Source organism: Micromonospora desertarenae, assembly GCF_056150265.1.
In genome coordinates this window covers 306135-329696 of record NZ_JAXCFQ010000006.1, presented here as the reverse complement: position 1 = coordinate 329696, position 23562 = coordinate 306135, and the positions used below count along the sequence as shown (strand labels likewise).

Here is a 23562-nt window from a genome sequence, read left to right as displayed (position 1 = left end):
CTTGCTCGGATGGTCGTTCGATCCGGCATCCGGTCGCACGCCCCGGGGAGGTCCCACTCGGCGTCGACCGGTCGATACGGCTACGCCTCCTTTCACCGCCGGGGGCGGGTGGGAAAGACCTCCTACCCCCGACAGCAAAACGCTAACTCCTGTTCCAGGCACAGTCACCCCTGGTTGCCGAGACGGCTCAGGAATTTTCACAGCTCGTACACCATCGGGTGAAACGGAAACACGAACGGTTACGACTGTTGCCGTTTCTCGGTCGCCGCGAGCACCGCGGCCACCGTGGGTGACAGTCCGGTCGCAACCAGCGCGCGGCTGACGGCGGCGATCGTGGCGCCGGTGGTGACGATGTCGTCCAGCACCACCACGGCGGTCCCCGGCGGCGCCGGCGGCACCCGGCCGCGCGACCGGAACGCCGACTCGGCCGCCGCGGCCCGGCCCGCGCTGTCCAGCGTCACCGAGTCCGGGCGGGGCAGGGCGCGCAGCGGGCGCGAGACCCGCACCGGCCAGCCGGCCCGCCGCAGCCGGTACGCGCAGTGCCGGGCCAGCCGGCCGAGGTGGTCGCCGTAGCGGGCCCGGGCCGCCGCCGCCGTGTCCGGCACCGGCACCAGGGTCACCGGGCGCGGCCCGCCGAGCGCGGTCGCCACCACCTCGGCGAGCAGTCCGCCCAGTGGCCGGGCCAGGCCGTGCCGGCCGTGTTCCTTGTAGGCCAGCAGCGTCTCCCGCAGCGGCCCGGCGTACGGGCCGAGGGCGACGCAGGGCGGCAGGCCGGGCGGGGCGGGTGTGGGTCGCGCCGGACGGGGCCGCAGCGCCTGCAACAGCCCGGCGCACGCCGGGCACACGCCGTGCCGCAGGCCGGGCCGGCGTTCCCGGCAGCCCGCGCAGTCGGCGGGCAGCACCAGGTCGGCGAGGTCCGCCCAGAGCGCGCCGACGTCCCGCACCGGGATCAGTAGAGGAAGAAGGGGGCGGTCGGGTTGCCGGAGCGGTCCCCGGTCGGGTCCGGGTTGACGTCGAGCACCTGGTCCGACTGGATCCGCGTCGACCCGCTGTAGGAGACCCCGTTGGCCTCGTACATCACCGCGCTGGGCTGCGGTGCCACCGGGTTGACCGGGTACGCCACCAGGTGGGTCACCCGGGCGCCCACGTTCTCCTGCAGCGCGGTCTGCCGGGCGCCGTCGACGCTGACGTCGTAGACCGCCGGGCGGTCGGTCGAACCGCCCACCACCAGCCGGTCCTCGCCGGCCCAGTCGACCGCCGAGAGCGCGGTCAGCGAGGTGAACACCCGCCGCGCCGGCCCGACGGTGACGCTGTCGCCGTCCATGTCCACGGCGGCCACGTAGAGCCCGCCGCCGACGATGAGCGCGATCCGCTGGCCGTCCAGCGACGCCGCCACGGCGGTGACCGCCCCGGTCACGCCGTTGAGCTGCACCCTGCTCATCCGCGCGTCGCGGTCGAAGAGGTAGAGGCTCCCGTCGGCCACCACCAGCCCGCGCGGCTGCAGCGGGTCGAGGGTACGCAGCCAGACCGGCCGGCCCACCGTCGTGTGTACGGGCCCCTTGCGCAGGCCGGCCAGCGGGGCGGCGCCGCTGCCGACGGCCAGCCGCTGCCGCTTGTCCGGCCCGGTGACCACCAGCGCGGCCAGCGTCCGGTCGTTGATCCGGTCGAAGTTGGCCGACACCACGTTGCGGTTGTCGCCCTCGGCCAGCGGCACCGTTCCGGGCTCCCCCACCACGGCGAGCGGGTGCACGGCGCCGTCGTAGACGCAGAACCGGTGCGGGTTCTGCGCCAGCTCGTAGACCGGGTTGGCCCGCCGCTGGCCGGCCAGGTCGACCACCCGGCGGGACTGGTTCTGCACCTTCAGTTCCACCTGCCCGTCGAGGTTGGGCAGCGACCAGGCGAGTTGGGTCGCGAACTGGTCCAGCCGCTCCTCGTCGTTGGCGGGCAGCGCCAGGTTGACCTCCCACCGGTCGGCGCTGCCGGTGGCGTTGTTGATCAGCTCGGTGCGGTCGGGGAGCGGGACGACCGCCGTGCGCAGCCAGTCGGACGGGCCGCCGATCAGCCAGCGGACCACCTCGGTGACCTGCCGCTCCTCCGGCACCGCCTCGGGCAGGTAGCGCAGGTCGGGCACCAGCCGGGCGCGGTCGGAACTCCAGAAGTAGACCGAGGACTCCTTGTAGTACTGGGCCAGCGCCACGTCGCTGAGCAGCAGCGCGTTCGGCGGGTCCTGCACGTACAGGCCGGCCTGCTCGACGTCGCCCTGGCCGGGGACGGCCGCGCTGACCAGCTTGAACTCGTAGCTGCGCTCGGTGGCCACCGGGGGCAGCAGGGTGCCGTTCGCCCGCAGCAGGCCGACCTGCTGCACGTTGATGGTCACCTTCGTGCTGTCGACGTCGGGCGTGATCACCGGGTCGTCGGTCAGCCGTACCACGGTGAGGGCGACCTCGCTGCCCTGCTTCTCCTGGAGCCGGTCGTGGTGCCGCGGGTCGATGAAATCCTTGACCCGGTCGTAGGCGCGGTCCGGCTCGCCGGCGGCGGCGGCCAGGAAGTTGTTGACGAACGTCTGGGCGTTGCTCCCGGCGGCCGTCCGGGCCGGCGGCTGGAGGCTGCCGCCGCTGACGGACCCGGCCCCGGCCGTGGAGACCCGGCGCTCCACCTCGACATCGGTGCTGGCCGGGATGCCGCAGCCGGTCAGCCCGAGGGCGAGCAGTGCGACGCCCGCGACGCCGGTCAGCAGCGGGCGCCTCACGACCGCGCCTCCGCCCGCTCCCCGGCCGTCCCGTCACCGGCGGGCGCCGGCGTGACGGCCAGCGCGCCACCGGCGCCCGGCCCGATGGCCAGCAGCCCACCGTCGCGCGGGCCGCCGAACGGCAGCGCCGCGTCGGCCGGCACCAGGCGCAGCGGGGAGGTGGTGAGCCGGTCGCCGGCGCGGGCCGGCAGGGTGAGCCGGAACTGGGCACCCTGCCCCGGCGCCCCCCACGCCTCCAGCCAGCCGCCGTGCAGGCGGGCGTCCTCCAGGCTGATCGACAACCCGAGCCCGGTGCCACCGGTCTGCCGGGCACGGGACGGGTCGGCCCGCCAGAACCGGTTGAAGACCAGCTTCTCCTCGCCCGGCTTGAGCCCCACCCCGCGGTCGCGGACGGTGATCGCCACCGCTGTCTCGTCCGCGCCCAGGGTGATCAGCACCGGCTTGCCCTCGCCGTGCTCGACCGCGTTGCCGACCAGGTTGCGCAGCACCCGCTCGACCCGGCGCGGATCCACCTCGGCGATCACCGGGGCGGTCGGCACGTCCAGCTCGATGGCCACCCCGACCCGCTCCGCCAGCCCGGCCAGCCGGTCGGCGACCCGGTGCACCACCGGCACCAGGTCGGTCGGCTCGGCGTCGAGCATGGCGAAGCCGGCGTCGAAGCGGCTGATCTCCAGCAGGTCGGTGAGCAGTTCCTCGAACCGGTCCAGCTCGGCCTGGAGCAGTTCGGCGCTGCGGGCGACCGCCGGGTCGAACTCGTCGCGCTCGGCGAAGATCAGGTCGGCCGCCATCCGGACCGTGGTCAACGGCGTCCGCAGCTCGTGCGACACGTCCGAGGTGAAGCGGCGCTGCAACCGGGACATCTCCTCCAGGCGGAGGATCTGCCGTTGCAGGTTGGTGGCCATCTGGTTGAAGGAGGCGGCGAGCAGTGCCAGGTCGTCCTCGCCGTTGACCGCCATCCGCTGGTCGAGCAGCCCGGCGGAGAGCCGCTGCGCCGTCCGGGCGGCCACCCGTACCGGGGTCACCACCAGCCGGGTGACCAGCGCGGCCAGCAGGCCGAGCAGCAGCACCAGGGCGACACCGGTGGCCGCCACGGTGGTCCGGGCGTCGGCCGCGGCGGCGTCCTGCCGGGCCAGCGGTACGAAGTAGTAGATCTCGATCTGGCCGAACTCGGTCGGCACCGGGGAGCCGTACACCAGGTACTTCGTGCGCTCGCCGGTGAGCCGGCCGGTGCGGATCTGCTTGGCCACGTTGCCGTCGGCGACCGCGGCCCGCAGCTCCCGGCTGATCAGCGGCCGGACGTCGATCGCGGGCGAGCTGCGGGTCTGCAGGATGCCGGGGTGGTCGTCGGCGGTGATCGCCACCACCACGCCGCTGGTCTGCTGCGGGTCACCGCCGGCCAGGTAGTTGACGGTGCCCTCGATGGTGTCCTGGAGCTGGGCCTCCTGCGGCTGGCTGAAGAGCGAGACCTGCTTGGCGGTGTAGTCCGCCCCGCTGGTCAGCCGCAGCCGGGTGTCGGTGACCGCGTTCTCCAGCAGGATGTCGGTGATCTTGTTGGCGATCACGTACGCGAACCCGCCCACCAGCAGGCTGGAGGCCACCAGGGTGATGGTCACCACCCGCAGCTGCAACGAGCGCCGCCAGGTCTGGTGCAGGCCGGCGAGCAGCCGGGCACCGCGGGCGGCGAGCCCGCGCCACAGCTCCCACGCGGCGCCGCGGCGGCGGGGAGCTGGTGACGGGGAGTCCTGGACCGGGGAGGTGACCACAGTGCGACCAGGCTATCCGGTCCCCGCCTTGTAGCCCACGCCGCGAACCGTGAGGATGATTTCCGGCCGCTCGGGATCCGGCTCGATCTTGGCGCGCAGCCGCTGCACGTGCACGTTGACCAGCCGGGTGTCCGCCGCGTGCCGGTAGCCCCAGACCTGCTCCAGCAGCACCTCGCGGGTGAACACCTGGCGCGGCTTGCGGGCCAGCGCGACCAGCAGGTCGAACTCCAGCGGGGTGAGCTTCACCTCCTCGCCGTTACGGCTCACCGTGTGCGCCGGGACGTCGATGGTGATCTGGTTGCCGGGCGGCCCGATGGTCAGCATCTCCGGGGCGGCGTCCTCGCCGCGGCGCAGCCGGGCCCGCATCCGGGCGACCAGTTCCTTGGGCTTGAACGGCTTGACCACGTAGTCGTCGGCACCGGACTCGAGGCCGAGGACCACGTCGACGGTGTCGCTCTTGGCGGTCAGCATGACGATCGGAACGCCCGATTCGGCGCGGATCGACCGGGCCACGTCGATACCACTCATACCGGGCAGCATCAGGTCGAGCAGCACGATGTCGGGCCGATTGTCGCGGAAGGCGGCCAAGGCCCGCTCCCCGTCGGCCACGAACGAGGGCAGGAAGCCCTCGCTGCGCAGGACGATGCCGAGCATCTCGGCGAGCGCTGGGTCGTCGTCGACCACCAGTACCCGGGCTCTCATGGGATTAATTTTCCATCCCCGTTCAGTTCGGTGGGATCCACGTCACCCGGCACGGTACTGCCGCGGGACGCCGTCGCCCAGCAACCGGCCCCCGGACACCGCCCGGCGAGCGGGGTCCACCTCGGCGGACCGCGCGTGACACCATGATCCCCGCGTGCGCCGTCACGCGCCACCACCGTTCGTCCACCAGGAGTACGCGTGCCCGACGCCGGCCCGACCGCCGTGCTCCCGCGTCGCCCGCTCACCGTCGGTGAGCTGCTCGACTCGGCGGTCCTGCTGCTGCGCGACCACGCCCGGGTGCTGGTCCCGCTCGCCGCGGTGCTGGCCGCGGGCGAGCAGCTGCTGCTCCTGCCGGTACGCCTGGCGGCCGGCACGGAACCGCCCGTCTGGTTCGTCGAGTTCGGCCGGTTCGGCTGGTACTGGCTGCTGCTGGTCATCGGCGCGGCCACCGAGTCGATGATCATCGCGCTGCTCGGCAACCCGGCGGCACGGGCCGCCGGGGCGGCGCTGCTCGGCCGGCGCGCCGGCGCCCGGGACCTGCTCCGCCCCGCCGGGGCACGGTGGGGGGCGACCCTGCTGCTGGTGCCGGTGGTGGGTGCGGTGATGACCACCGCCGCCCTGCTCGGGCCCACCTGGATCATCGGTTTCGCCCTGCTCGGCGCGGTGACCCCGGCGCTGGTCGTGGACCGGGTGCACCCGCTGCGCGCCCCGCTGCGCTCGGCCGCGCTCGCGGTCCGCGCCGGGGGCCGGGCCGGCGCCGTCCGGTTGCTCGGCTACCTCGCCTGGTGGCTCGTCCGGGTCGGCCTCGGGGTGGGCGTCTACTACGGGCTGGACGGGCTCGACCTGCTGCCCGAGGCGTGGCAGATCCCGGTGTCCCTGCTCGTCTGGGCGGGCGTGAACAGCGTGGCGTATCCGGCGATCGCCTGTCTGGACGCGGCGGTCCACCTGGAGACCCGGATCCGCACCGAGGGGCTGGACATCCTGCTCGCCCGCGCTCCGGCCGGCACGCCGGACGCCGCGCTGCTGGCGGCCGGGCGATGAGCTTCAGCCGGTGGTGGACCGAGACCACGGCGTCCCTCGGTGACCGGGTACCGCTGCCGCTGGCCGCGCTGCTGCTGGTGCTCGCGGCGGTGCTGGTCGCCGTCGCGTGGTACACCTACCCGGCCTGGGTGCCCCGCCGGCTGCCCCGGCTGCCCCGGCTGTGCCGGCGGAGACGCCGGGCCCGGCCGGGCCCGGCGACCGCCGCGCCGGTCGTGCCCGCCGCCCGGGAGCCGGCCGAGGAGCCGGCGGCGGCCGTCCACCTGTCCCTGGCCGACCGGCTGGCCACCGAGGGCCGCTACGCCGAGGCGGTCCGCGAGCGGTTGCGGGCCATGCTCCGCGAGCTGGTGACCCGCCGGATGGTGCGACTGCGCTCCGGGATGACCGTCACCGAGGTGATCGCCACGGCGAGCGAGCACCACCCGCCGGTCGGCCCGCCGCTGCGCGCGGCCGGCGCGATCTTCTCCGAACTCTGGTACGCCGAGCGCCCCGCCACCGCCGAGCACGACCGCCGGATGCGGGAGCACGCCGGCGAGCTGCACCGGGTGCTGGCCGGGCCGGCCGAGCGGGAGGACCGGCCGTGACCGCGACGACGACAGCCGGCGCGCGGACCGGGGCCACCACCACCGCCAAGGGGCGCGGCGGGCGGGGCCGGCGGTGGCACCGGATCGTGATCCCGCTCGGGCTGGCCGCGCTGCTGCTCACCACCACCCTGGTCACCCATGCCGTCGACCAGCCCGATCCGGACGCCGGCTTCCTCTCCCCGGTGGCCACCGGGGACCACGGGGGCAGCCGCCTCGCCGCCGCCCTGCGCGAGCGCGGGGTCACCGTGCAGCGGGAGACCACCACGGCGGCGGCACTGGCGGCCGTCCGGTCCGCGCCGGCCACGCTCTTCGTCCCCGCGCCGGCGCTGCTGCGCCGGGAGACCGTCCGGGCCCTGGACCGGCTTCCGGCCCGGACCCGGCTGGTCCTGGTCGACCCGGCCCGCCCGGTGCTGGTGTCCGCCGGGTTGCCGCTGCTGCCCGGCGAGCGCCGCTGGGCGGCGCAGGCGCTCAGCCCGGCGGCCGGCGGGCTGCCCTGCCAGCTGCCCGAGCTGGGCGGGGTCGGCAGCGCGGCCGTCGGCCTGCAGCGCTACACCGCCGGCTCCTACCGGCCGGAGCAGGTCCAGTTCTGCTTCGCCGGCGCGCTGGCCCGCGTGTCCGGGGCGGTCGAGCAGGTGGCGGTCGGTGCCAGCGACCCGTTCCGCAACGACCGGATCGCCGAGTGGGACAACCTCGCCTTCGCCACCGGCCTGCTCGGGGTGACCGGCCGGGTGGTCTGGCTGGACCTGGCCGAGCCGGAGCCGCCGCCGGCCACCGGCACCGGCCGCCCGTCCCGGACGCCGGCCACCGAGGACGGTCCGGGCACCGGGACCGGTGACGGCAGCGGCGACGGCACGGGCACCGGCGACGGCCGGGGCGGCCCCGGAGAACCCGGCCAGCCCGGCGGCCCGGGCGGGGGCGACCAGTCCGGCTCCGGTGACGGCGACGGCGAGGCCGCCGACCGGGACGACCCGCCGAACCCGCTCTGGGCCGCCTTCCCGCCCTGGTTCTGGGCGTTGCTGGCCCAGCTCGCGCTGGCGGTGCTGTTCCTGGCGCTCTGGCGGGCCCGCCGGCTCGGCCCGCCGGCGGCGGAGCCGCTGCCGGTGACCGTCCGCTCCGCCGAGACGGTCCTCGGCCGGGCCCGGCTCTACCAGCGGGCCGGGGCGCGCGAGGCGGCCGCCCGGACGCTGCGGGAGGCCGCCCTGACCCGGCTGCTCCCCCGGCTCAACCTGCCGGCGGACGCGGCGCCGGACCGGGTCGCCGGCGCGGTCGCCGCCCGCACCGGCGCCGAGCCGGCCGCGACCGAGGAGCTGCTGTACGGCGGCGAGCCGGAGACCGACCAGGACCTGCTGGAGCTGGCGCGCGCGCTGGACGGGGTGACCCGTACGGTGGCACCGCCGGCCTCCCCCGACGTGCCACTGCCCGACCGAACCGAAGGAGAACCGCGGTGACCCGACCCGCCGGAACCGCCGAGCCGCAGATCGCCGACCCGGACGCCGCCCGAGCCGCCCTGCACCGGCTGCGCACCGAGGTGGCCAAGGCGGTCGTCGGGCAGGACGCGGTCGTCACCGGCCTGGTGATCGCCCTGCTCTGCCGCGGCCACGTACTGCTGGAGGGCGTGCCCGGGGTGGCCAAGACGCTGCTCATCCGCACCGTGGCCACCGCGCTGCACCTGACCTCGAAGCGGGTGCAGTTCACCCCCGACCTGATGCCCGGCGACGTCACCGGGTCGCTGATCTTCGACCCGCACACCGCCGCGTTCACCTTCCGGGAGGGGCCGGTCTTCACCAACCTGCTGCTCGCCGACGAGATCAACCGGACGCCGCCGAAGACCCAGTCGGCGCTGCTGGAGGTGATGGAGGAGCGGCAGGTCTCGGTGGAGGGCGACCGGCGGCCGCTGCCCGAGCCGTTCATCGTCGCCGCCACCCAGAACCCGATCGAGTACGAGGGCACCTATCCGCTGCCGGAGGCGCAGTTGGACCGGTTCCTGCTCAAGCTCACCGTGCCGCTGCCCAGCCGGGAGGAGGAGCTGGGCGTGCTGCGCGCGCACCACGCCGGCTTCGACCCCCGCGACCTGGCGGCGGCCGGCGTACGACCGGTGGCCGGGGCGGCCGACCTTGCCGCGGCGCGGGCCGCGGTGGGCCGGGTGCACGTGGCGGAGCCGCTCCTCGGCTACCTGGTCGACCTGTGCCGGGCCACCCGGGCCACCCCGGCGCTGGAGCTGGGCGCCTCGCCCCGGGGCGCGACCGCGCTGCTCGGCACGGCCAAGGCGTGGGCCTGGCTGGCCGGCCGGGACCACGTCGTGCCGGACGACGTCAAGGCGGTCGCCCGGCCCACCCTGCGGCACCGGCTGCGGTTGCGACCGGAGGTCGAACTGGAGGGCGTCAGCGTGGACGCGGTGCTGGACACGGTGCTCGCCACCGTGCCGACCCCGCGATGACCTGGCGGGCGGCGCTCCTGCTGGCGGCCGGTGCGCTGACCCTGCCGGCCTGGCCGTCGCCGCTCGCCGGGGTGCTGGTGATGACCGGGGCGGTGCTGCTCCTGGTGGTGCTGGACCGGGCGCTGGCGGTGCCGCCGAGCGCGCTGACCGCCACCCGGGACGGGGACCGCACGGTCCGGCTCGGCGGCACCGCCACCGTCGTGCTGCACCTGGGCAACCCCTCCGCCCGTACGCTGCGCGCCCAGGTCCGCGACGCCTGGGTGCCGTCGGCCGGCGCCCGTCCGGACGTCCCGCCGACCCGGCTGGTCCGGGTCGAGCCCGGCCGGTCCGCCGCGCTGCCCAGCCGGCTCACCCCCACCCGCCGCGGTGACCGGCCGGCGGTGGCGCTGACCGTCCGCTCCCTCGGCCCGCTCGGGCTCGGATTCCGCCAGCGCTCGGAGCGCCCGGCCACGCCGCCGTGGACGCTGCGCGTGCTGCCCCGCTTCGACTCGCGCCGGCACCTGCCGGAGAAGCTGTCCCGGCTCCGGGTGATCGACGGCACCCAGGTCACCCGGGGACGCGGCCAGGGCACCGAGTTCGACACCCTGCGCGAGTACGTGGTCGGTGACGACGTGCGCTCGATCGACTGGCGGGCCAGCGCCCGCCGGGCCGACGTGCTGGTGCGCACCTGGCGGCCGGAGCGGGACCGCCGGCTGGTCTGCGTGCTGGACACCGGCCGCACCTCGGCGATCCGGGTCGGCGACGAGCCCCGGCTGGACACCGCGATCGACGCGGCGCTGCTGCTCACCGCCCTCGCCGCGCGTGCCGGCGACCGGGTCGACCTGCTCGCCGCCGACACCGCCGTACGGGCCACGGTGACCGGGACCGGGCGGCCGGCCCTGCTGCCCCGGCTGGTGCACGCGCTGGCCCCGCTGCAACCGGCCCTGGTGGAGACGGACTTCGACCTGATCGCCGGCGAGCTGTTGCGGCGGCAGCGGCAGCGCAGCCTGGTGGTGCTCTTCACCGCGCTGGAGGCCGGTGCGCTGAGCGCGGGCCTGCTGCCGGTCCTGCCCCGGCTGGCCGCCCGGCACCGGGTGCTGATCGCGGCGACCCACGACCCGGTGCTGACCGCGCTCACCACGGCCGTACCGGCGCAGCCCCGGGACGCCTACGCGGCGGCGGCCGGCTGGCGGGCGCTGGCCGAGCGGGACCGCATCCGCGCCGCCCTGGCCCGGCACGGCGTCCTGGTCGTCGACGCCCCCGCCGGCCGCCTGGCCCCCACCCTCGCCGACACCTACCTCCGCCTAAAATCCCAAGCCCAACTCTGACCACCCCACCCCACCCCACCCCGCCCTGCGGTACGGCTGGTTGATCATGAGGTTAGCGGCGGTTCTGGAGATCGAGAACGCCGCTAACCTCATGATCAACGGGGGTGGGGGCGGGGGTGGGGGCGGGGGTGGGGGTGGGGGTGGGGGTGGCGCGGGGGCCGAGGGTGAGGATGTAGGCGAGGAAGGCGAGCCAGATGGCGGCGCCGGCGGCGATGCGGAAGGGGATCGGCACGGGCGCGGGGGTGATGAACGCCTCGATGACGGCGGAGACCGCGAAGAGCCCGACCAGCCCGACGGCGACCAGGATGGCCTGGCGCCCGGCCCGGGCCACCGCCTGCCCCCGGGTCAGCCCGGCCGGTGGCGAGATCCACGCCCAGCCGGTCCGCAGCCCGACGCCGGCGGCCACGAAGACCCCGGTCAGCTCCAGCAGCCCGTGCGGGGTGATCAGGCCGAAGAAGACGTCGGCCCGGCCGTGGGAGACCATCACCCCGCCGGTCACGCCGATGTTCAGCGCGTTCTGCCACAACAGGTAGAGCACCGGGACGATGAGCACCCCGGCGGCCAGGCAGCGGGCGGCCACCCAGGCGTTGTGCGTCCAGAGCTGGACGGCGAAGGTGGGCGCGGAGTACTCGGTGTAGTAGTCGGCGAAGCCGGAGTCGGCCAGTTCGGCGGCCGCCTCCTCGCCGATGAACGCCGCCGCGGTGTCGGGATTTCCGGCCACGAACCAGATCAGGAAGAAGCTGAGCAGGGTGAACCCGGTCGCCACACCGCACCACCACGGCCAGGCCCGGTAGACCGCGCCGGGGAAGCCGGCCACCAGGAAGCGACCCACCGCCGCCCAGGACGGCCGGGGTCGTCCGGTGAGCCGGGCCCGGGCCCGGAGCACCACCTGGGAGAGCTGGCCGACCAGCGCCGGGTCGGGCGAGCGGCTGCGCAGCACCGAGAGCTGGGTGGCGGCCCGCTGGTAGAGCACTACCAACTCGTCGATCTCGGCGGCGTCCAACCGCCGCCGGTCGGTCAGCGCCTCGAGCCGACGCCACTCCCCGCCGTGCTCCGCGACGTACGCGTCGAGATCCACCGTCCACCCCCGTTCGCGGATCATAGTGTTCACTGTCGGGGTGAGCGCGCAACCACGACCGCCGGCCCCGGGCTGGGGTGACGCCGGACTGGTCAGCGGAGAGGCCGTGGCGCTGGACGTGCGGGTCGCCCGGATCGGCTCCCGCGCGCTGGCGCTGCTGCTCGACGTGGTGACCCAACTGCTGCTCGCGCTGGTCCTGGCCATGCTGGTCGGCATCGTGCTCGCCGCGCTGCCGATGCGCCTGGTGGACGCGGCGCTGAGCAACGCCGTCGGCACCGTCGCGCTGGTGTCCGTGCTGGTCGGCTACCCGGTGCTCTTCGAACGGTTCAACCACGGCCGGACGCCCGGCAAGATGGCCGTCGGGTTGCGGGTGGTCAGCGCCGACGGCGCGCCGGTCGGCGTCCGGCAGTCACTGACCCGCGCGCTGGTCGGCGTCGCGGTGGAGTGGCCCGGGCTGGTGCTGCCGCTGCTGAGCTGGGTGGCGGGCGTGACGGTGATGCTGACCGACCGGCACGGCCGGCGGCTGGGCGACCTGGTGGCCGGCACGATGGTCGTGCACACCCGGTCGGCGATCATCTGGCGGCCGGTGCCGACCTCGGTGCCGGCGCTGGTCGGCTGGGCGCACACGCTGGACCTGAGCCGGCTCGACGACGGTCTGGCGCTGGCCGCGCGGCAGTACCTGGCCCGGGTGCACCAGTTGGCCGAGCCGGCGCGGGACCGGCTGGCCCGTGGCCTGTGGGCCGAGGTCGCGGCGGTGATCACCCCACCCCCGCCGCCCAACCTGCCGGCGACGGTCTACCTGGCGGCGGTGCTCGGTGAGCGGCACCGCCGGGCGCGGCTGCGGCTGGCCCGGGGACGGGCGGTCACCGCGGCGCTCTGGCCGGAGCTGCTGCCCGGCCCGGCCACCCCACCGGCCCCCACCGCCACCTCCCCGGCCACCAGCGCCGTTTCCCCGGCCCCCACCGCCGCCGCGCCGGCCGCCGGCGCCGTTTCCCCGGCCGTCGGGTCCTCTGCGGCCGGTGCCGCCTTCCTGGCCACGGCCGGCGCTGGGTCGACGCCCTCGGTCGTCGCACCGGCGGCGGCCGTCCGGCCGGCGGCGCCCGGCGCGGCGCCGGTGGCCGTGCCGGCGCAGGCCGGCCCGCCCACGGTACGACCGGCGACGGCGCCCGGAGACCGTCCCGACCGCTGACCACCGCCGCTCGCCGGTCGACGCCTCGGCCTGGCAACGCCGCCACGGCCGCGCCCCGGCCGGACAACACCGCCCCGGCCGCGCCCGCCGGGCAACGCTCCGCCGGTCGACGCCCCGGCCGGGCAACACCGCGCTGGTCGGGCTCCGGCCGGACACCGCCGCCCCGGCCCCGCCCCGGCCGGACAACGCCGCGCCGGCCGCGCTCCGGCCGGGCAACACCGCGCCCCGCCGGGCAACACCGCCCCGGGCGGGCAACGCCTCGACGGGGGCGGTGCCTCGGCGGCCCGCTGGCTCCCGCCCGACGGGCGGTCCGCCTGGACGGGCCGGGTGTGGCAGTATCCGGCCTGCCCCTACCGCAGACAGGACGACCCGTGGCCGACGACCTGTTCACCCCCACCATCGCCCCGGCGGCGTACGAAGCGCGGCGCCCGCCGTGGCGTCCCCAGTCGTTGCTCTTCCCCGCCGTCTTCGGCGGCCCGACGGCGGTCACCGTGCTCGCCCTGGTCAACGCGGCCCGGTTGGGCCTGCCCGGCCGGGCCCGGCTGGCGGTGGCCGGCGCCGGGATCGCCGCGCTGGCCGCCCGGGTGGCGGTCACCCTGACGGTCTTCTCCGGCTCGGCGGACCGGCCCGTCCGGCTGATCGGCGCGCTGGCCGGCGCCCTGGTCTGGCTGGTCGTCTCGGTCACCCAGAAGGGCCGGTTCCGGGCGTACGAGCTGCGCGGTGGTGAGCCGGCGTCGCTCTGGCTGCCCGGCATCGCCGCGGTGCTGCTGCTCGGGGTCGCCGAGGCCCTGCTGATCGTCCTGCTGGCCGCCGCATGAGCGAGCGGATCACGACGGCGCCGCACGGTGGCCCGGCGGGCGCCGGGGTACCGGCGTGAGCGCCCCGGAGGCGGTGCTGATGCGGGCCGCCCAGCTGCTGGAACTCAACCGGGCCGAGCAGGCCCTGGCCGAGCTGAGCCGGCTGCCCGCCGCGCTGGCCACCGACGTGGCCGCGTTCCGGCTGCGCGCCGCCGCGCTGTCCGAGCTGGACCGCTGGGCGGAGGTGGCCACGGTCGCCCGGCAGGGTCTCGCCGAGACCGGCCCGGACGCGGAACTGCTCGGCCGGCTCGGCCTCGCCCTGCGCCACCTCGACGAGTACGCCCCGGCGGAACGGGCGCTGCTCGACGGGCTGGCGATCGAGCCGCAGAACCCCTGGCTGCTCTGCCAGTACGCCGACCTGTGCAGCGCGGTGGGGCAGACCGACAAGGCGGAGCGGCTGGTGACCCGGGCCGCCGCGCTGGCCCCGGAGGCGCCGCCGGTCTTCGCCTCCCGCTTCCAACTGGCGTACGCCCGGGGCGACGACCGGGCGGCCGAGCGGGTGGCCCGGGAGTTCCTCGGCGCCTGGCCCGGCCATCCGGTGGCGCTCGCGCTGCACGGTGCCGCCGCGGCCCAGCGGGGCCGGGTGGACGCGGCGCACCGCTCGTTCGGCCAGGCGGTGGCGCACGATCCGACCGACGCCGACTACGCCGACGCGGCCTGGGAGTCCCGGGTGTACACCCATCCGCTGCTGCTGCCGCTGCGCCCGCTCTACCGGCTCGGCATCCTGCGCACCTGGCTGATCGCGGTGGGCGTGATCGTGCTGCTCAACCTGGCCGGGCTGGACCTGCTCGCCGGCCTGTTCGGGCTGGCCTGGCTGCTGTTCTGCGTCTGGTCGTGGGTCGCGCCGCCGCTGGTGCGGCGGCTGGTGCGTGGCCGGTGGCGGGCGTGAGGGCGTTCGGGCCGTGGCTGGCGGTGCTGGCCGTGGTGCTGCTGCTCAGCGCGCTCCGGCTGCGGACGCTGGCCACCGTCGTGTCGCTGGCCTGGCTCGCCTGGTGCGTGTGGACGTGGGTCCGCCCCACCCGCCGCGACCCGCGCTGACCAGCCGGACGCTGGCGGGCACCACGGGGCGAGCCGGACGCTGACGGGTACCACGGGGTCGAGCCGGGCACGCACGGGCACCCCCCCGGGTCGAGCCGGTCGCCGGCATCGGACGGGACCGGCGGTGTCCGGCCGGAACGACGGACCGGGCCGGCCGCGGGTGCGGCCGGCCCGGTCGCCGAGTGCGTCGGATCAGTAGCGGTAGTGCTCCGGCTTGAACGGGCCCTCCACCGAGACGCCGAGGTAGGCGGCCTGTTCCTTGGTGAGTTGGGTGAGTTTGGCGCCGAGGGCGTCCAGGTGCAGGCGGGCGACCTTCTCGTCGAGGTGCTTGGGCAGCACGTACACGCCGATCGGGTACTCGTCGGTCTTGGTGTACAACTCGATCTGGGCGATGGTCTGGTTGGCGAACGAGTTGGACATCACGAAGCTGGGATGCCCGGTGGCGTTGCCCAGGTTCAGCAGCCGACCCTCGGACAAAACGATGATCGCGTGCCCGTCGTCGAAGCGCCACAGGTCGACCTGCGGCTTGATGTTCTCCCGGGTCACGTCCGAACGCTTGGCCAACCCGGCCATGTCGATCTCGTTGTCGAAGTGACCGATGTTGCCCACGATCGCCTGGTGCTTCATCCGCGCCATGTGCTCGTTGGTGATCACGTTGAAACAGCCGGTCGCGGTGATGAAGATGTCCGCCTGCTCCACCACGTCATCCAACGTCGCGACCTGGTAGCCGTCCATCGCCGCCTGCAACGCGCAGATCGGGTCGACCTCGGTCACCACCACCCGCGCACCCTGACCCCGCAACGACTCCGCGCAGCCCTTACCCACGTCGCCGTAGCCCATCACCACGGCCATCTTCCCACCGATCAGCACATCGGTGGCCCGGTTGATCCCGTCGATCAACGAGTGCCGGCAACCATACTTGTTGTCGAACTTGCTCTTCGTCACCGAGTCGTTCACGTTGATCGCCGGGAACAACAGCGTCCCGGACCGGTGCATCTCGTACAACCGGTGCACACCCGTGGTGGTCTCCTCCGTCACCCCCTTGATCCCCGACGCGATCCGCGTCCACCGCTGACCGTCCTCCGCCAGCGACCGGTGCAGCAGGCCGAGGATGACCGCGAACTCCTCCGAGTCCGCCGACTCCACCGGCGGCACCACACCCGCCTTCTCATACTCCGCACCCTTGTGCACCAGCAGCGTGGCGTCACCACCATCGTCCAGGATCATGTTCGGGCCCTGACCGTCCGGCCAGGTCAACACCTGCTCGGTGCACCACCAGTACTCCTCCAGGCTTTCGCCCTTCCAGGCGTACACCGGCACACCCGCCGGCGCCTCCGGCGTGCCGTCCGGGCCGACCACGATCGCCGCGGCCGCGTGATCCTGCGTGGAGAAAATGTTGCACGACGCCCACCGCACCTGCGCACCCAACGCCACCAACGTCTCGATCAGGACGGCGGTCTGAATGGTCATGTGCAGCGAGCCGGTGATCCGGGCCCCGGCAAGCGGCTGCGCCTCGGCGAACTCACGACGAATCGCCATCAGACCCGGCATCTCATGCTCGGCGAGGCGAATCTCCTTGCGCCCGAACTCGGCGAGCGACAGATCCGCCACCTTGTAGTCGCCCTCGGCGAGGGTGCGCGGCCGGGCCTCGGACGGCGTGCCGCTGGCGGACGCCGGGAGGGTGCTGGTCATGAAAGCTCCTGTCGAACGTTGTCCTGCGCGACCTCCCACCTTACGCGCGTCGGTGGACGGCGCAGGGGGCGGCCGGCGGACAGCGGCCAGGGGCGGTCGGGGTGGGCCCGACGGGGACGCCGGTGGACAGCGCACGGGGCGGTCGGTCATGGACGGACTTTCCGTCCACTCGCCGGCCGCCCCGTGCATCCCCCCGGTTTGGTTCCCCCGCGCGTTCTCGGACCGTCGTCGCGATAACGCTGCGCACTCATAGAGTCACACTGGGCGAGCACTGCGTCAAGCTATTTCGGGAAAGTCGGACTTGCCGCAGCGCTGTTCGCCGCCGGCAACCGCCAGCCGGCATTCAGCGGAGCGGGCGGACCGCTCAGCGCTGACCGGCGGTCGCCACGTACGCGTGGCCCGCGCCGGTGACCACCAGCGGCCCGCCGGCAGCGGACCCGACAGCGGCCCGGCCCGGCTCCAGCTTCACCGCGCCCGAGCCGTCGTCCACCACCAGTTCGCCACCGCAGCAGAGCACCACCCGGGGCCCGGTCAGCGTCAGCGTCACCTCGGGCACCTCCTGGTCCACGGTCACCCGGTGCAGCGCGAAGTCGTCCACCGGGACCGGCCAGCACACCACCCCCGGTGCCACCACCCGCGGCGTGACCACCGGGTCGGCCAGCACCTCGAACCGCAGCACCCGGAGCAGCTCGGGCACGTCCACGTGCTTGGGCGTCAAGCCGCCGCGCAGCACGTTGTCACTGGCCGCCATGATCTCCACGCCGGTGCCGCGCAGGTAGGCGTGCAGGTTGCCGGCCGGCATCCAGATCCCCTCGCCCGGCGCCAGCCGCACCCGGTTGAGCAGCAGCGCGACCAGCGCGCCGGGATCGCCCGGGTAGGCGGTGGTTAGGTCACGGGCCAGCTCCGCGTCCGGCCCGGTGACCCCGGAGCCCCGTACGGCCGCCAGCAGCTCGTCGCACTCCGCGCGCGGCCAGGTGAGCAGCAGCTCCACCGCGTCGCGCAGGCCCGCCGGCCCGGTGCGCAGCGCGGCCACCACCGGCTCCAGCTCACGTACGCCGAACGCGGCCAGCGCGGCGGCCGACACCACCGGGTCCCGGAAGCCGCAGAGCGCCTCGAACGGCGAGAGCGCGACCAGCAGCTCCGGCTTGTGGTACGGGTCCACGTAGTTGCGGTGCCCGTCGGTGCGGAGCGCGTCGGCGGCGTGGCCGGCGCGGGCCTGCGCGGCGTCCGGGTGCGCCTGCAGGCTCAGCGGCGCGTCGGCCGCGAGCACCTTGAGCAGGAACGGCAACCGGGCGCCGAACCGGTCGACCACCCGCGCGCCGAGCCAGTGCCCCGGCTCGGCGCGCAGCAGCTCGGCCAGGCTGACCCGGGCGCCGTCGCGGTCGACAGTGGCCGGGGCGCCCGGGTGGGCGCCCAGCCACAGCTCGGCCTCGGGGCCGTCGGCGGGCGCCGGGCGCCCCTGGAGCTCGGCGAGCGCCGAGCGGGAGCCCCAGGCGTAGTCCTTGATCGGCCCGTACAGCGGTTCCACGGTCAGCTTCCGGGCCGCCCGGCGGCCTCGTCCGGCTCGGTCTCCGGCTGGGGCACGGCGGTGTGCGCCACCGCGCCGGTGCCCGCCTGCGCGGCGGCGGCGCTGTAGATGTCCGGCTCGAGGTAGATGACCCGGGCGATCGGCACGGCGGCGCGGATCCGGTTCTCCACGATGTTGATGCCCCGGGCCAGTTCCTCGGCGTTGTCGCACGCCGGCACGCCGATCTTCGCGGCGACCATCAGTTCCTCCGGGCCCAGGTAGAGCGTCTTCATGTGGATGATCCGCTCGACCTCGGGACCGTCGGTGATCGCCTTCTCGATAGCGGCGACGTCGTGCGCCTCGGCGCCCTCACCGAGCAGCAGGCTCTTGGTCTCGATGGCCAGCACGATCGCGATCACGACCAGCAGGATGCCGATCATCGCGGTGCCGATCGCGTCCCACTCGCCGTTGTGGGTGATCAGCGTCATGGTGACGCCGAAGAGCGCGAAGATCAGACCGACCAGCGCGCCGAGGTCCTCCAGCAGCACGACCGGCAGTTCCGGGGCCTTGGCCCGGCGGACGAAGTGCACCCAGGACTGGTTGCCCCGGACGTGGTTGGACTCCTTGATGGCGGTACGGAACGAGAACGACTCCATGATGATCGCGACCACCAGCACGGTCACCGGAACCCACTGCCACTCCTCGATCGGGTGCGGGTCCGACCACTTGTGCCACGCCTCGTAGAGCGCGAAGAGGCCACCGACGCTGAACAGCACGATGGACACGATGAACGCGTAGATGTAGCGCTCCCGGCCGTAGCCGAACGGGTGCTGCGGGGTGGCGGCCCGCTTGGCCCGCCGCCCGCCGAGCAGCAGCAGCGCCTGGTTGCCGGAGTCGGCGACCGAGTGGATCGACTCGGCCAGCATCGACGACGAGGCGGTCAGCAGGAACGCGATGAACTTGGTGATCGCGATGCCGACGTTGGCCAGCAGGGCGGCGACGATCGCCTTCGTCCCACCGTTGGCGCTCACGCCGCCGCTCCGCTCCGCTGCGCGGCGGCGCGCGGCGCCACGCTGCTGAGCCGGATGGCTCGCTCACTGCGTTCGCTCACTGGTTTGCCAGCTCCTTCATCTCGGTGATGGCGGGCACCGCCATCGGGTCCAGTCCGTGCGCGAGGGCGAGGTAGATCGAGGCGAAGTCGGGCACCGCGATCAGCGACGCGAGCCGCTCCAGCGCCGATCCGCCCTCGGCGGTCACCACGTCGCAGCGCACCCCGCGCCGCTCGGCGAGGGTCTGCACCGCCTCCGCGCGGCGCTCCTCGACGGCGAGCGGCTCGTCGGCGTCGTCCTCGGGGTTGAGACCGCCGTCGCGCAGCAGCACCAGGCGCAGCCGGGTGGCATCGCCAGCGCTCTCGTCCGGGTCGGCGAAGATGTCCCGCGCCCCCTCGACCAGCCCGCCGAAGACACCGTCGAGCAGGCCGACCCGACCCCGGCCGGCCTCGCCGAGGGCCCCGCTGACCACCGGGTAGCGGGCGTTGGCGGAGAGCGTGTCACCGAACCGGCGGGCCGCGACGGTGGCCAGCGGCGACGACCCCCACACGATCGGGATCGAGCCGGCCAGGCCGAGCGCGAGGGACTTCGCCGGGTTGACGAAGGACTCCGCGGTGGGCCGGCACCGGTCGGCGTCCGCGTCCAACCGGGCCGCGGTCTCCGCCAGGTCCGCCTCGTTGACCTTGACCAGGCCGAGCGTACGGGCGGCCAGCAGGACCGGCACGGTGAGCGCCCAGAGGCTGGCCCGGGCCGGCGCGCGGCGCGGCACCGGGATGAACGGGGCGCGGGCCCGCTCGGCCACCGACTGCAACTGCGAGTCCGGCGCGCCGACGGCGACCAGCCGGGCGCCCCGGCGGTGCGCGGCCTCGGCGGCGCCGAGCGCCTCGGGGCTGCGACCGGAGGCGCTGACCGCGATCACCACGTCGGCGGCGCCCACCCAACCGGGCACGCCGGCGCTGCGGTGCGGGATGACCGGCACCGGGCAGCGCGGCCCGGCGACCGTGGCGAGCACGTCACCGGTACGACCGGCGGTGCCGATGCCGGCGATCACCACCGCCCGGGGCCGCCCCTCGTCGGCGAGTACCTGGAGGTTCGCCTCGGCGGCCAGGGCCGCGGACTCGCGGACCTGCGCCCCGGCGGACGCGGTGTGCCGCAGCATGCCGCCCGGGTCGCGCTCGGCGAGCGTCTCCGGGTCGTCGAGCAGTGCCTCGTCGGCGTCGCGCTGGCCGCTGACCCCGGCCGTACCGTCGATCACGACTGCTCCGTGGGGCGGCGCGCCTCGTCCAGCAGCAGCACCGGCACGTCGTCGCGGACCTCGAAGATCCGGCCGCACTCGGTGCAGGTCAGCGTCTGCGCCTGCGCGTCGTAGTCGAGCGGGGCGTGGTGCGTGTCCGGGCAGGCGAGGATTTCCAGCAACTGCGGGTCCAGGGCCACGGCGCGGCTCCTTCCACGTGTGCGGCATGACCGGACGGCGGTGCCGACCGGCGCAGGCGATCTTATCGGCGAACCCGGTCGAGCACCTCGTCACGGAGGGCGATCATCCGCTCCGTGGTGGGGGCCTCGACGTTCAGCCGCAGCAGCGGCTCGGTGTTGGAGGCACGCAGGTTGAACCAGGCGCCGTCCGGGAAGCGCAGGGTGAGCCCGTCCAGTTCGTCGGCCTCCGCGTCCGGGTACGCGGCCCGCACCTCGGCGACCTTCGCCGCCTGGTCGGACACCGTGGAGTTGATCTCACCCGAGGCGACGTACCGCTCGTACTCGCTGGCCAGCACGGAGAGCGGCTGCGACTGCTCGCCGAGCGCGGCGAGCGTGTGCATGGCGGCCAGCATGCCGGTGTCGGCGAACCAGAAGTCCCGGAAGTAGTAGTGCGCCGAGTGCTCGCCGCCGAAGATGGCGTTGGTGCGGGCCATCTCGGCCTTAATGAACGAGTGGCCGACCCGGGCCACCACCGGCTCACCGCCGTGCTCGCGGATGATCTCCGGCACCGCGCTGGAGGTGATCAGATTGTGGATCACCGTGGCGCCGGGGTGCTTGGCCAGCTCGCGGGCCGCGACCAGGGCGGTGATCGCCGAGGGCGAGACCGGCTCGCCGCGCTCGTCCACCACGAAGCAGCGGTCGGCGTCACCGTCGAAGGCGAGCCCGATCTCCGCGCCGTGCTCGACCACCGCCCGCTGGAGGTCGACCAGGTTGGCCGGGTCGAGCGGGTTGGCCTCGTGGTTGGGGAAGGTGCCGTCGAGTTCGAAGTAGAGCGGCACGATCTCCAGCGGCAGCGCCGGCAGGGCGGCGTCGCCGAGCACCGTCGGGACTGTGTAACCGCCCATCCCGTTGCCGGCGTCGACGACCACCTTCAGCGGCCGGATACCGGAGAGGTCGACCAACTTGCGCAGGTACGCCGCGTAGTCCGGAAGCAGGTCGCGCCGCTCGGCCGGGGCGGCCGGCTCGCCGGCCGGAGCGGACTCACCCTTGTCGAGCCGGGCCTGCGCCCGGTCGCGGATCTCGGCCAGCCCGCTGTCCTGCCCGATCGGGCGGGCGCCGGAACGGCACATCTTGATGCCGTTGTACTGGGCCGGGTTGTGGCTGGCGGTGAACATCGCGCCCGGCAGGTTCAGCGAGCCGGAGGCGTAGTAGAGCATGTCGGTGGAGGAGAGCCCCAACTCGATGACCGTGCGCCCCTCGGCGCGTACGCCGGCGGCGAAGGCGGCGGCCAGGCCGGGCCCGGTGGCGCGCATGTCGTGCGCGATGAGGACGGCCTCGCCCGGCTCACCGGAGCCGTTGAGCACCTGGGTGAAGGCCGCCCCGAGCGCCTCGGCGACACGCTCGTCCCACTGGTCAGGCACCGTCCCACGGACGTCGTAAGCCTTCACGATCTGGGACAGATCAGACACCGGTTCCACTCCTCGGCCGCTCGTCATCGACGGCCTGAGCGTATCGGAGGGTCACCGCGCCGCCCGGCTCAGCCGGGTAGCCGGGGCATGAAGACGGTGTGGTCGCCCCCGCCCTCGGCCTCGGGCGGGGTGCCGGGCTGCCCGGGAGGCGCGGAGGTCGGCTCGGCCGGCGACGCTCCGGGCTGCCGGGGCGCGGGCTGCTCCGCCCGGCCGGCCCACGGCTCGGCCGGCGGCGAGACCGGCCGGCTCGGCGGACCGGAGACCGGCGAGGTCGGCGCCCAGCGCTCCGTCGGCGGACCGGAGACCGGCGAGGTCGGCGCCCGGCCGTCCGCCGGAGAACCGGAGACCGGCGCGGCCGGCGCCCAGCCGTCCGCCGGAGAACCGGAGACCGGCGAGGCCGGCGCCCAGCGCTCCGTCGGCGGTCCGGAGTGCGCGGCGGGCGAGCCAGAGGGCGGGGCGGGCGAACCGGAGACCGGCGCGGCTGGCGAGCCGAAGGGGGCGGCGGGCGAACCGGGGACCGGCGGAGTGGGGGCGGCGTGCCGGCCGGGCATCACCTGGGTCGCCTCGGGGGTCGGCCGTGCGCCGTAGACGCCGCCGGTGGGACGCGGGGCGGACGGGCCGCCGTACACCGCGCCGGGGGCCGGCGGCTGCTGGCCGTACACCTGGCCGGGTCGGACCGGGGCGGCGGCCGGGCCCTGCGCGGAGCGGTAGGTGGTGCCGCCGGGGTTGCCCGGCAGCGGGACCGGCGGCACGGCGTCGACCTGTTCCTTGTCGGCGCGGGAGCGGCGGAACAGCAGCACGATGAGCAGGATCCCGACGGCCACCATGGCGATGCCGAAGAACATCACCACGGAGCCGAAGCCCGACGACCCCTCGGCCGCGTTCGAGGTGTTGCCGGCCGGATTGGCGAGCGCGGCCACGGGCGTGACGTCCTCGACGTTCTCCTCGGCGGCCACCGCGCTCGGGGTGGGCGACGGCTTCTTCGACGGCGTCGGCGACGCGGTGGCGCGACCGCCGACCACCCGGGAGGCGGCCGAACCACGGCCCAGCAGTTGGCCCATGGCATTGGTCGCCTCGGCGGTGACCGTGAGCCGGCCGCTCGGCGCTGCGGCGGTGAACGCCACCCGGTAGCGCACGGTGATGCTCTTGCCCTTGCACAGCCGCGGGTTCGGCGGCGAGGTGGTCGTGCTGGCCACGCTGCCCGCGCCGCCGCCCAGCGGCACCGGGAACCACTGGCCGTTGTAGCCGACCTGCACGCGCACCTGGTCGGCCCGGACACCGGCGAGGCGCAGCCCGAGCGCGGTACGCAGCAGCACACAGCCGTCCTTGCGCCGGCGTACCTCCATCGAGACGCCCTCGGCCGAACCACCGGCGGTGAAGCTGCCCGCGGAGCGCACCCGGACCTGGTCGTCGTCGGCCAGCGCCGGCGACCCGCCGAGCGCCACCAGGCCGCCCAGCAACGCGCCGACCGTCACCACCCGCACCGCGTGCCGACGCACCGCCATGATCACCTCGCCGTTCCTCCCCCGGGAGCGGGGGACCGTCGGTCAGGCTACTACCAGGGCCGGACAGCCCCTGGTCATAGAGCGCCCCAGATGTGTGCCGTATTACCCACCAACTGCGACACCGAAGCCCAGGTCGCGGCGGCCCTGCCGGCGCTCACTGTCGACGCCGGCGGGGCAGGTCGCGG

At 75.0% G+C, this 23562-nt stretch carries 21 protein-coding genes; 9 read left to right on the top strand and 12 right to left on the bottom strand.

What is annotated here, in order from left to right:
* Positions 1 to 239: 239 nt before the first annotated feature.
* Genes SM577_RS15745 through mtrA form a run of 4 tightly spaced genes read right to left on the bottom strand, consistent with a single transcriptional unit; the run spans position 240 to position 5214 of the window.
* Positions 240 to 944 carry a ComF family protein gene (locus SM577_RS15745; RefSeq protein WP_474587197.1) on the bottom strand — a complete coding sequence of 235 codons (705 nt, stop codon included), beginning with the start codon at positions 942 to 944 and terminating at the stop codon, positions 240 to 242.
* A 5-nt stretch (positions 945 to 949) separates the two neighbouring features.
* On the bottom strand, positions 950 to 2749 hold the full coding sequence (locus SM577_RS15740; RefSeq protein ID WP_474587196.1) for an LpqB family beta-propeller domain-containing protein: 1800 nt from the start codon (positions 2747 to 2749) through the stop codon (positions 950 to 952).
* Positions 2746 to 4512, bottom strand: a complete 1767-nt coding sequence (gene mtrB, locus SM577_RS15735; protein WP_302918093.1) for an MtrAB system histidine kinase MtrB — start codon at positions 4510 to 4512, stop codon at positions 2746 to 2748. Before mtrB ends, SM577_RS15740 begins: the two co-directional genes overlap by 4 nt.
* Before the next feature lie 12 nt (positions 4513 to 4524).
* Entirely contained in the window at positions 4525 to 5214 is a 690-nt protein-coding gene (mtrA, locus tag SM577_RS15730) for an MtrAB system response regulator MtrA (RefSeq protein ID WP_088995875.1), read from the bottom strand.
* 198 nt (positions 5215 to 5412) lie between these two features.
* On the opposite strand from mtrA, the gene SM577_RS15725 reads away from it, so the two are divergent.
* From SM577_RS15725 to SM577_RS15705, 5 genes are read left to right on the top strand one after another with little or no spacing between them, the layout of a single operon-like run.
* On the top strand, positions 5413 to 6255 hold the full coding sequence (locus SM577_RS15725; protein WP_302918094.1) for a hypothetical protein: 843 nt from the start codon (positions 5413 to 5415) through the stop codon (positions 6253 to 6255).
* On the top strand, positions 6252 to 6836 hold the full coding sequence (locus tag SM577_RS15720; RefSeq protein ID WP_474587195.1) for a DUF4129 domain-containing protein: 585 nt from the start codon (positions 6252 to 6254) through the stop codon (positions 6834 to 6836). Before SM577_RS15725 ends, SM577_RS15720 begins: the two co-directional genes overlap by 4 nt.
* Positions 6833 to 8284, top strand: coding sequence for a DUF4350 domain-containing protein (locus SM577_RS15715; RefSeq protein WP_474587194.1), 1452 nt, complete (start codon positions 6833 to 6835; stop codon positions 8282 to 8284). Before SM577_RS15720 ends, SM577_RS15715 begins: the two co-directional genes overlap by 4 nt.
* 29 nt (positions 8285 to 8313) lie before the next feature.
* Positions 8314 to 9273, top strand: coding sequence for an AAA family ATPase (locus SM577_RS15710; protein WP_474587254.1), 960 nt, complete (start codon positions 8314 to 8316; stop codon positions 9271 to 9273).
* The gene (locus SM577_RS15705; RefSeq protein WP_474587193.1) at positions 9270 to 10580 is read left to right on the top strand and encodes a DUF58 domain-containing protein; all 1311 of its coding nucleotides are present in this window, start codon (positions 9270 to 9272) and stop codon (positions 10578 to 10580) included. The genes SM577_RS15710 and SM577_RS15705 overlap by 4 nt, the downstream gene beginning before the upstream one ends.
* 52 nt (positions 10581 to 10632) lie before the next feature.
* Here the strand turns inward: SM577_RS15705 and SM577_RS15700 are convergent, their stop codons facing one another.
* Complete coding sequence (locus SM577_RS15700; RefSeq protein WP_474587192.1) at positions 10633 to 11682, bottom strand: stage II sporulation protein M; 1050 nt, start codon at positions 11680 to 11682, stop codon at positions 10633 to 10635.
* A 16-nt stretch (positions 11683 to 11698) separates the two neighbouring features.
* Between SM577_RS15700 and SM577_RS15695 the strand changes: the two genes are divergently transcribed.
* The 4 genes from SM577_RS15695 (at position 11699) to SM577_RS15680 (ending at position 14742) form a co-directional block, all read left to right on the top strand.
* Positions 11699 to 12847: an RDD family protein gene (locus SM577_RS15695; RefSeq protein WP_474587191.1), complete on the top strand. Its 1149-nt coding sequence runs from the start codon at positions 11699 to 11701 to the stop codon at positions 12845 to 12847.
* A 371-nt stretch (positions 12848 to 13218) separates the two neighbouring features.
* On the top strand, positions 13219 to 13665 hold the full coding sequence (locus tag SM577_RS15690) for a hypothetical protein (protein WP_302918101.1): 447 nt from the start codon (positions 13219 to 13221) through the stop codon (positions 13663 to 13665).
* 55 nt (positions 13666 to 13720) lie between these two features.
* Positions 13721 to 14593 (top strand): hypothetical protein, encoded by an 873-nt coding sequence (locus tag SM577_RS15685; RefSeq protein ID WP_474587190.1) that lies wholly within the window; start codon positions 13721 to 13723, stop codon positions 14591 to 14593.
* The gene (locus tag SM577_RS15680) at positions 14590 to 14742 is read left to right on the top strand and encodes a hypothetical protein (protein ID WP_302918103.1); all 153 of its coding nucleotides are present in this window, start codon (positions 14590 to 14592) and stop codon (positions 14740 to 14742) included. The genes SM577_RS15685 and SM577_RS15680 overlap by 4 nt, the downstream gene beginning before the upstream one ends.
* A 192-nt stretch (positions 14743 to 14934) precedes the next feature.
* Here SM577_RS15680 and ahcY read toward each other — a convergent pair whose 3' ends face one another.
* From ahcY to SM577_RS15645, 7 genes are all read right to left on the bottom strand, one after another.
* Positions 14935 to 16434, bottom strand: a complete 1500-nt coding sequence (ahcY, locus tag SM577_RS15675) for an adenosylhomocysteinase (RefSeq protein ID WP_474587189.1) — start codon at positions 16432 to 16434, stop codon at positions 14935 to 14937.
* A gap of 364 nt (positions 16435 to 16798) precedes the next feature.
* Entirely contained in the window at positions 16799 to 17962 is a 1164-nt protein-coding gene (gene manA, locus SM577_RS15670; protein WP_474587188.1) for a mannose-6-phosphate isomerase, class I, read from the bottom strand.
* A 2-nt stretch (positions 17963 to 17964) separates the two neighbouring features.
* Positions 17965 to 18972, bottom strand: coding sequence for a cation diffusion facilitator family transporter (locus tag SM577_RS15665; RefSeq protein WP_474587187.1), 1008 nt, complete (start codon positions 18970 to 18972; stop codon positions 17965 to 17967).
* Between the two features lie 76 nt (positions 18973 to 19048).
* On the bottom strand, positions 19049 to 20245 hold the full coding sequence (locus SM577_RS15660) for an SIS domain-containing protein (protein WP_302918107.1): 1197 nt from the start codon (positions 20243 to 20245) through the stop codon (positions 19049 to 19051).
* The gene (locus tag SM577_RS15655) at positions 20242 to 20424 is read right to left on the bottom strand and encodes a Trm112 family protein (protein ID WP_302918108.1); all 183 of its coding nucleotides are present in this window, start codon (positions 20422 to 20424) and stop codon (positions 20242 to 20244) included. Before SM577_RS15655 ends, SM577_RS15660 begins: the two co-directional genes overlap by 4 nt.
* A 62-nt stretch (positions 20425 to 20486) precedes the next feature.
* Complete coding sequence (locus SM577_RS15650) at positions 20487 to 21872, bottom strand: phosphomannomutase/phosphoglucomutase (protein ID WP_302918109.1); 1386 nt, start codon at positions 21870 to 21872, stop codon at positions 20487 to 20489.
* Positions 21873 to 21940: 68 nt separating this feature from the next.
* Positions 21941 to 23377, bottom strand: a complete 1437-nt coding sequence (locus SM577_RS15645) for a hypothetical protein (protein ID WP_474587186.1) — start codon at positions 23375 to 23377, stop codon at positions 21941 to 21943.
* Between the last annotated feature and the right edge of the window lie 185 nt (positions 23378 to 23562).

Excerpts from the sequence above, each read along its gene's own strand:
- mtrA (WP_088995875.1), bottom strand. The coding sequence starts at position 5,214 with ATGAGAGCCCGGGTACTGGTGGTCGACGACGACCCAGCGCTCGCCGAG.
- SM577_RS15720 (WP_474587195.1), top strand. The coding sequence starts at position 6,252 with ATGAGCTTCAGCCGGTGGTGGACCGAGACCACGGCGTCCCTCGGTGAC.
- SM577_RS15645 (WP_474587186.1), bottom strand. The coding sequence starts at position 23,377 with ATGGCGGTGCGTCGGCACGCGGTGCGGGTGGTGACGGTCGGCGCGTTG.
- SM577_RS15700 (WP_474587192.1), bottom strand. The coding sequence starts at position 11,682 with ATGATCCGCGAACGGGGGTGGACGGTGGATCTCGACGCGTACGTCGCG.
- SM577_RS15705 (WP_474587193.1), top strand. The coding sequence starts at position 9,270 with ATGACCTGGCGGGCGGCGCTCCTGCTGGCGGCCGGTGCGCTGACCCTG.
- ahcY (WP_474587189.1), bottom strand. The coding sequence starts at position 16,434 with ATGACCAGCACCCTCCCGGCGTCCGCCAGCGGCACGCCGTCCGAGGCC.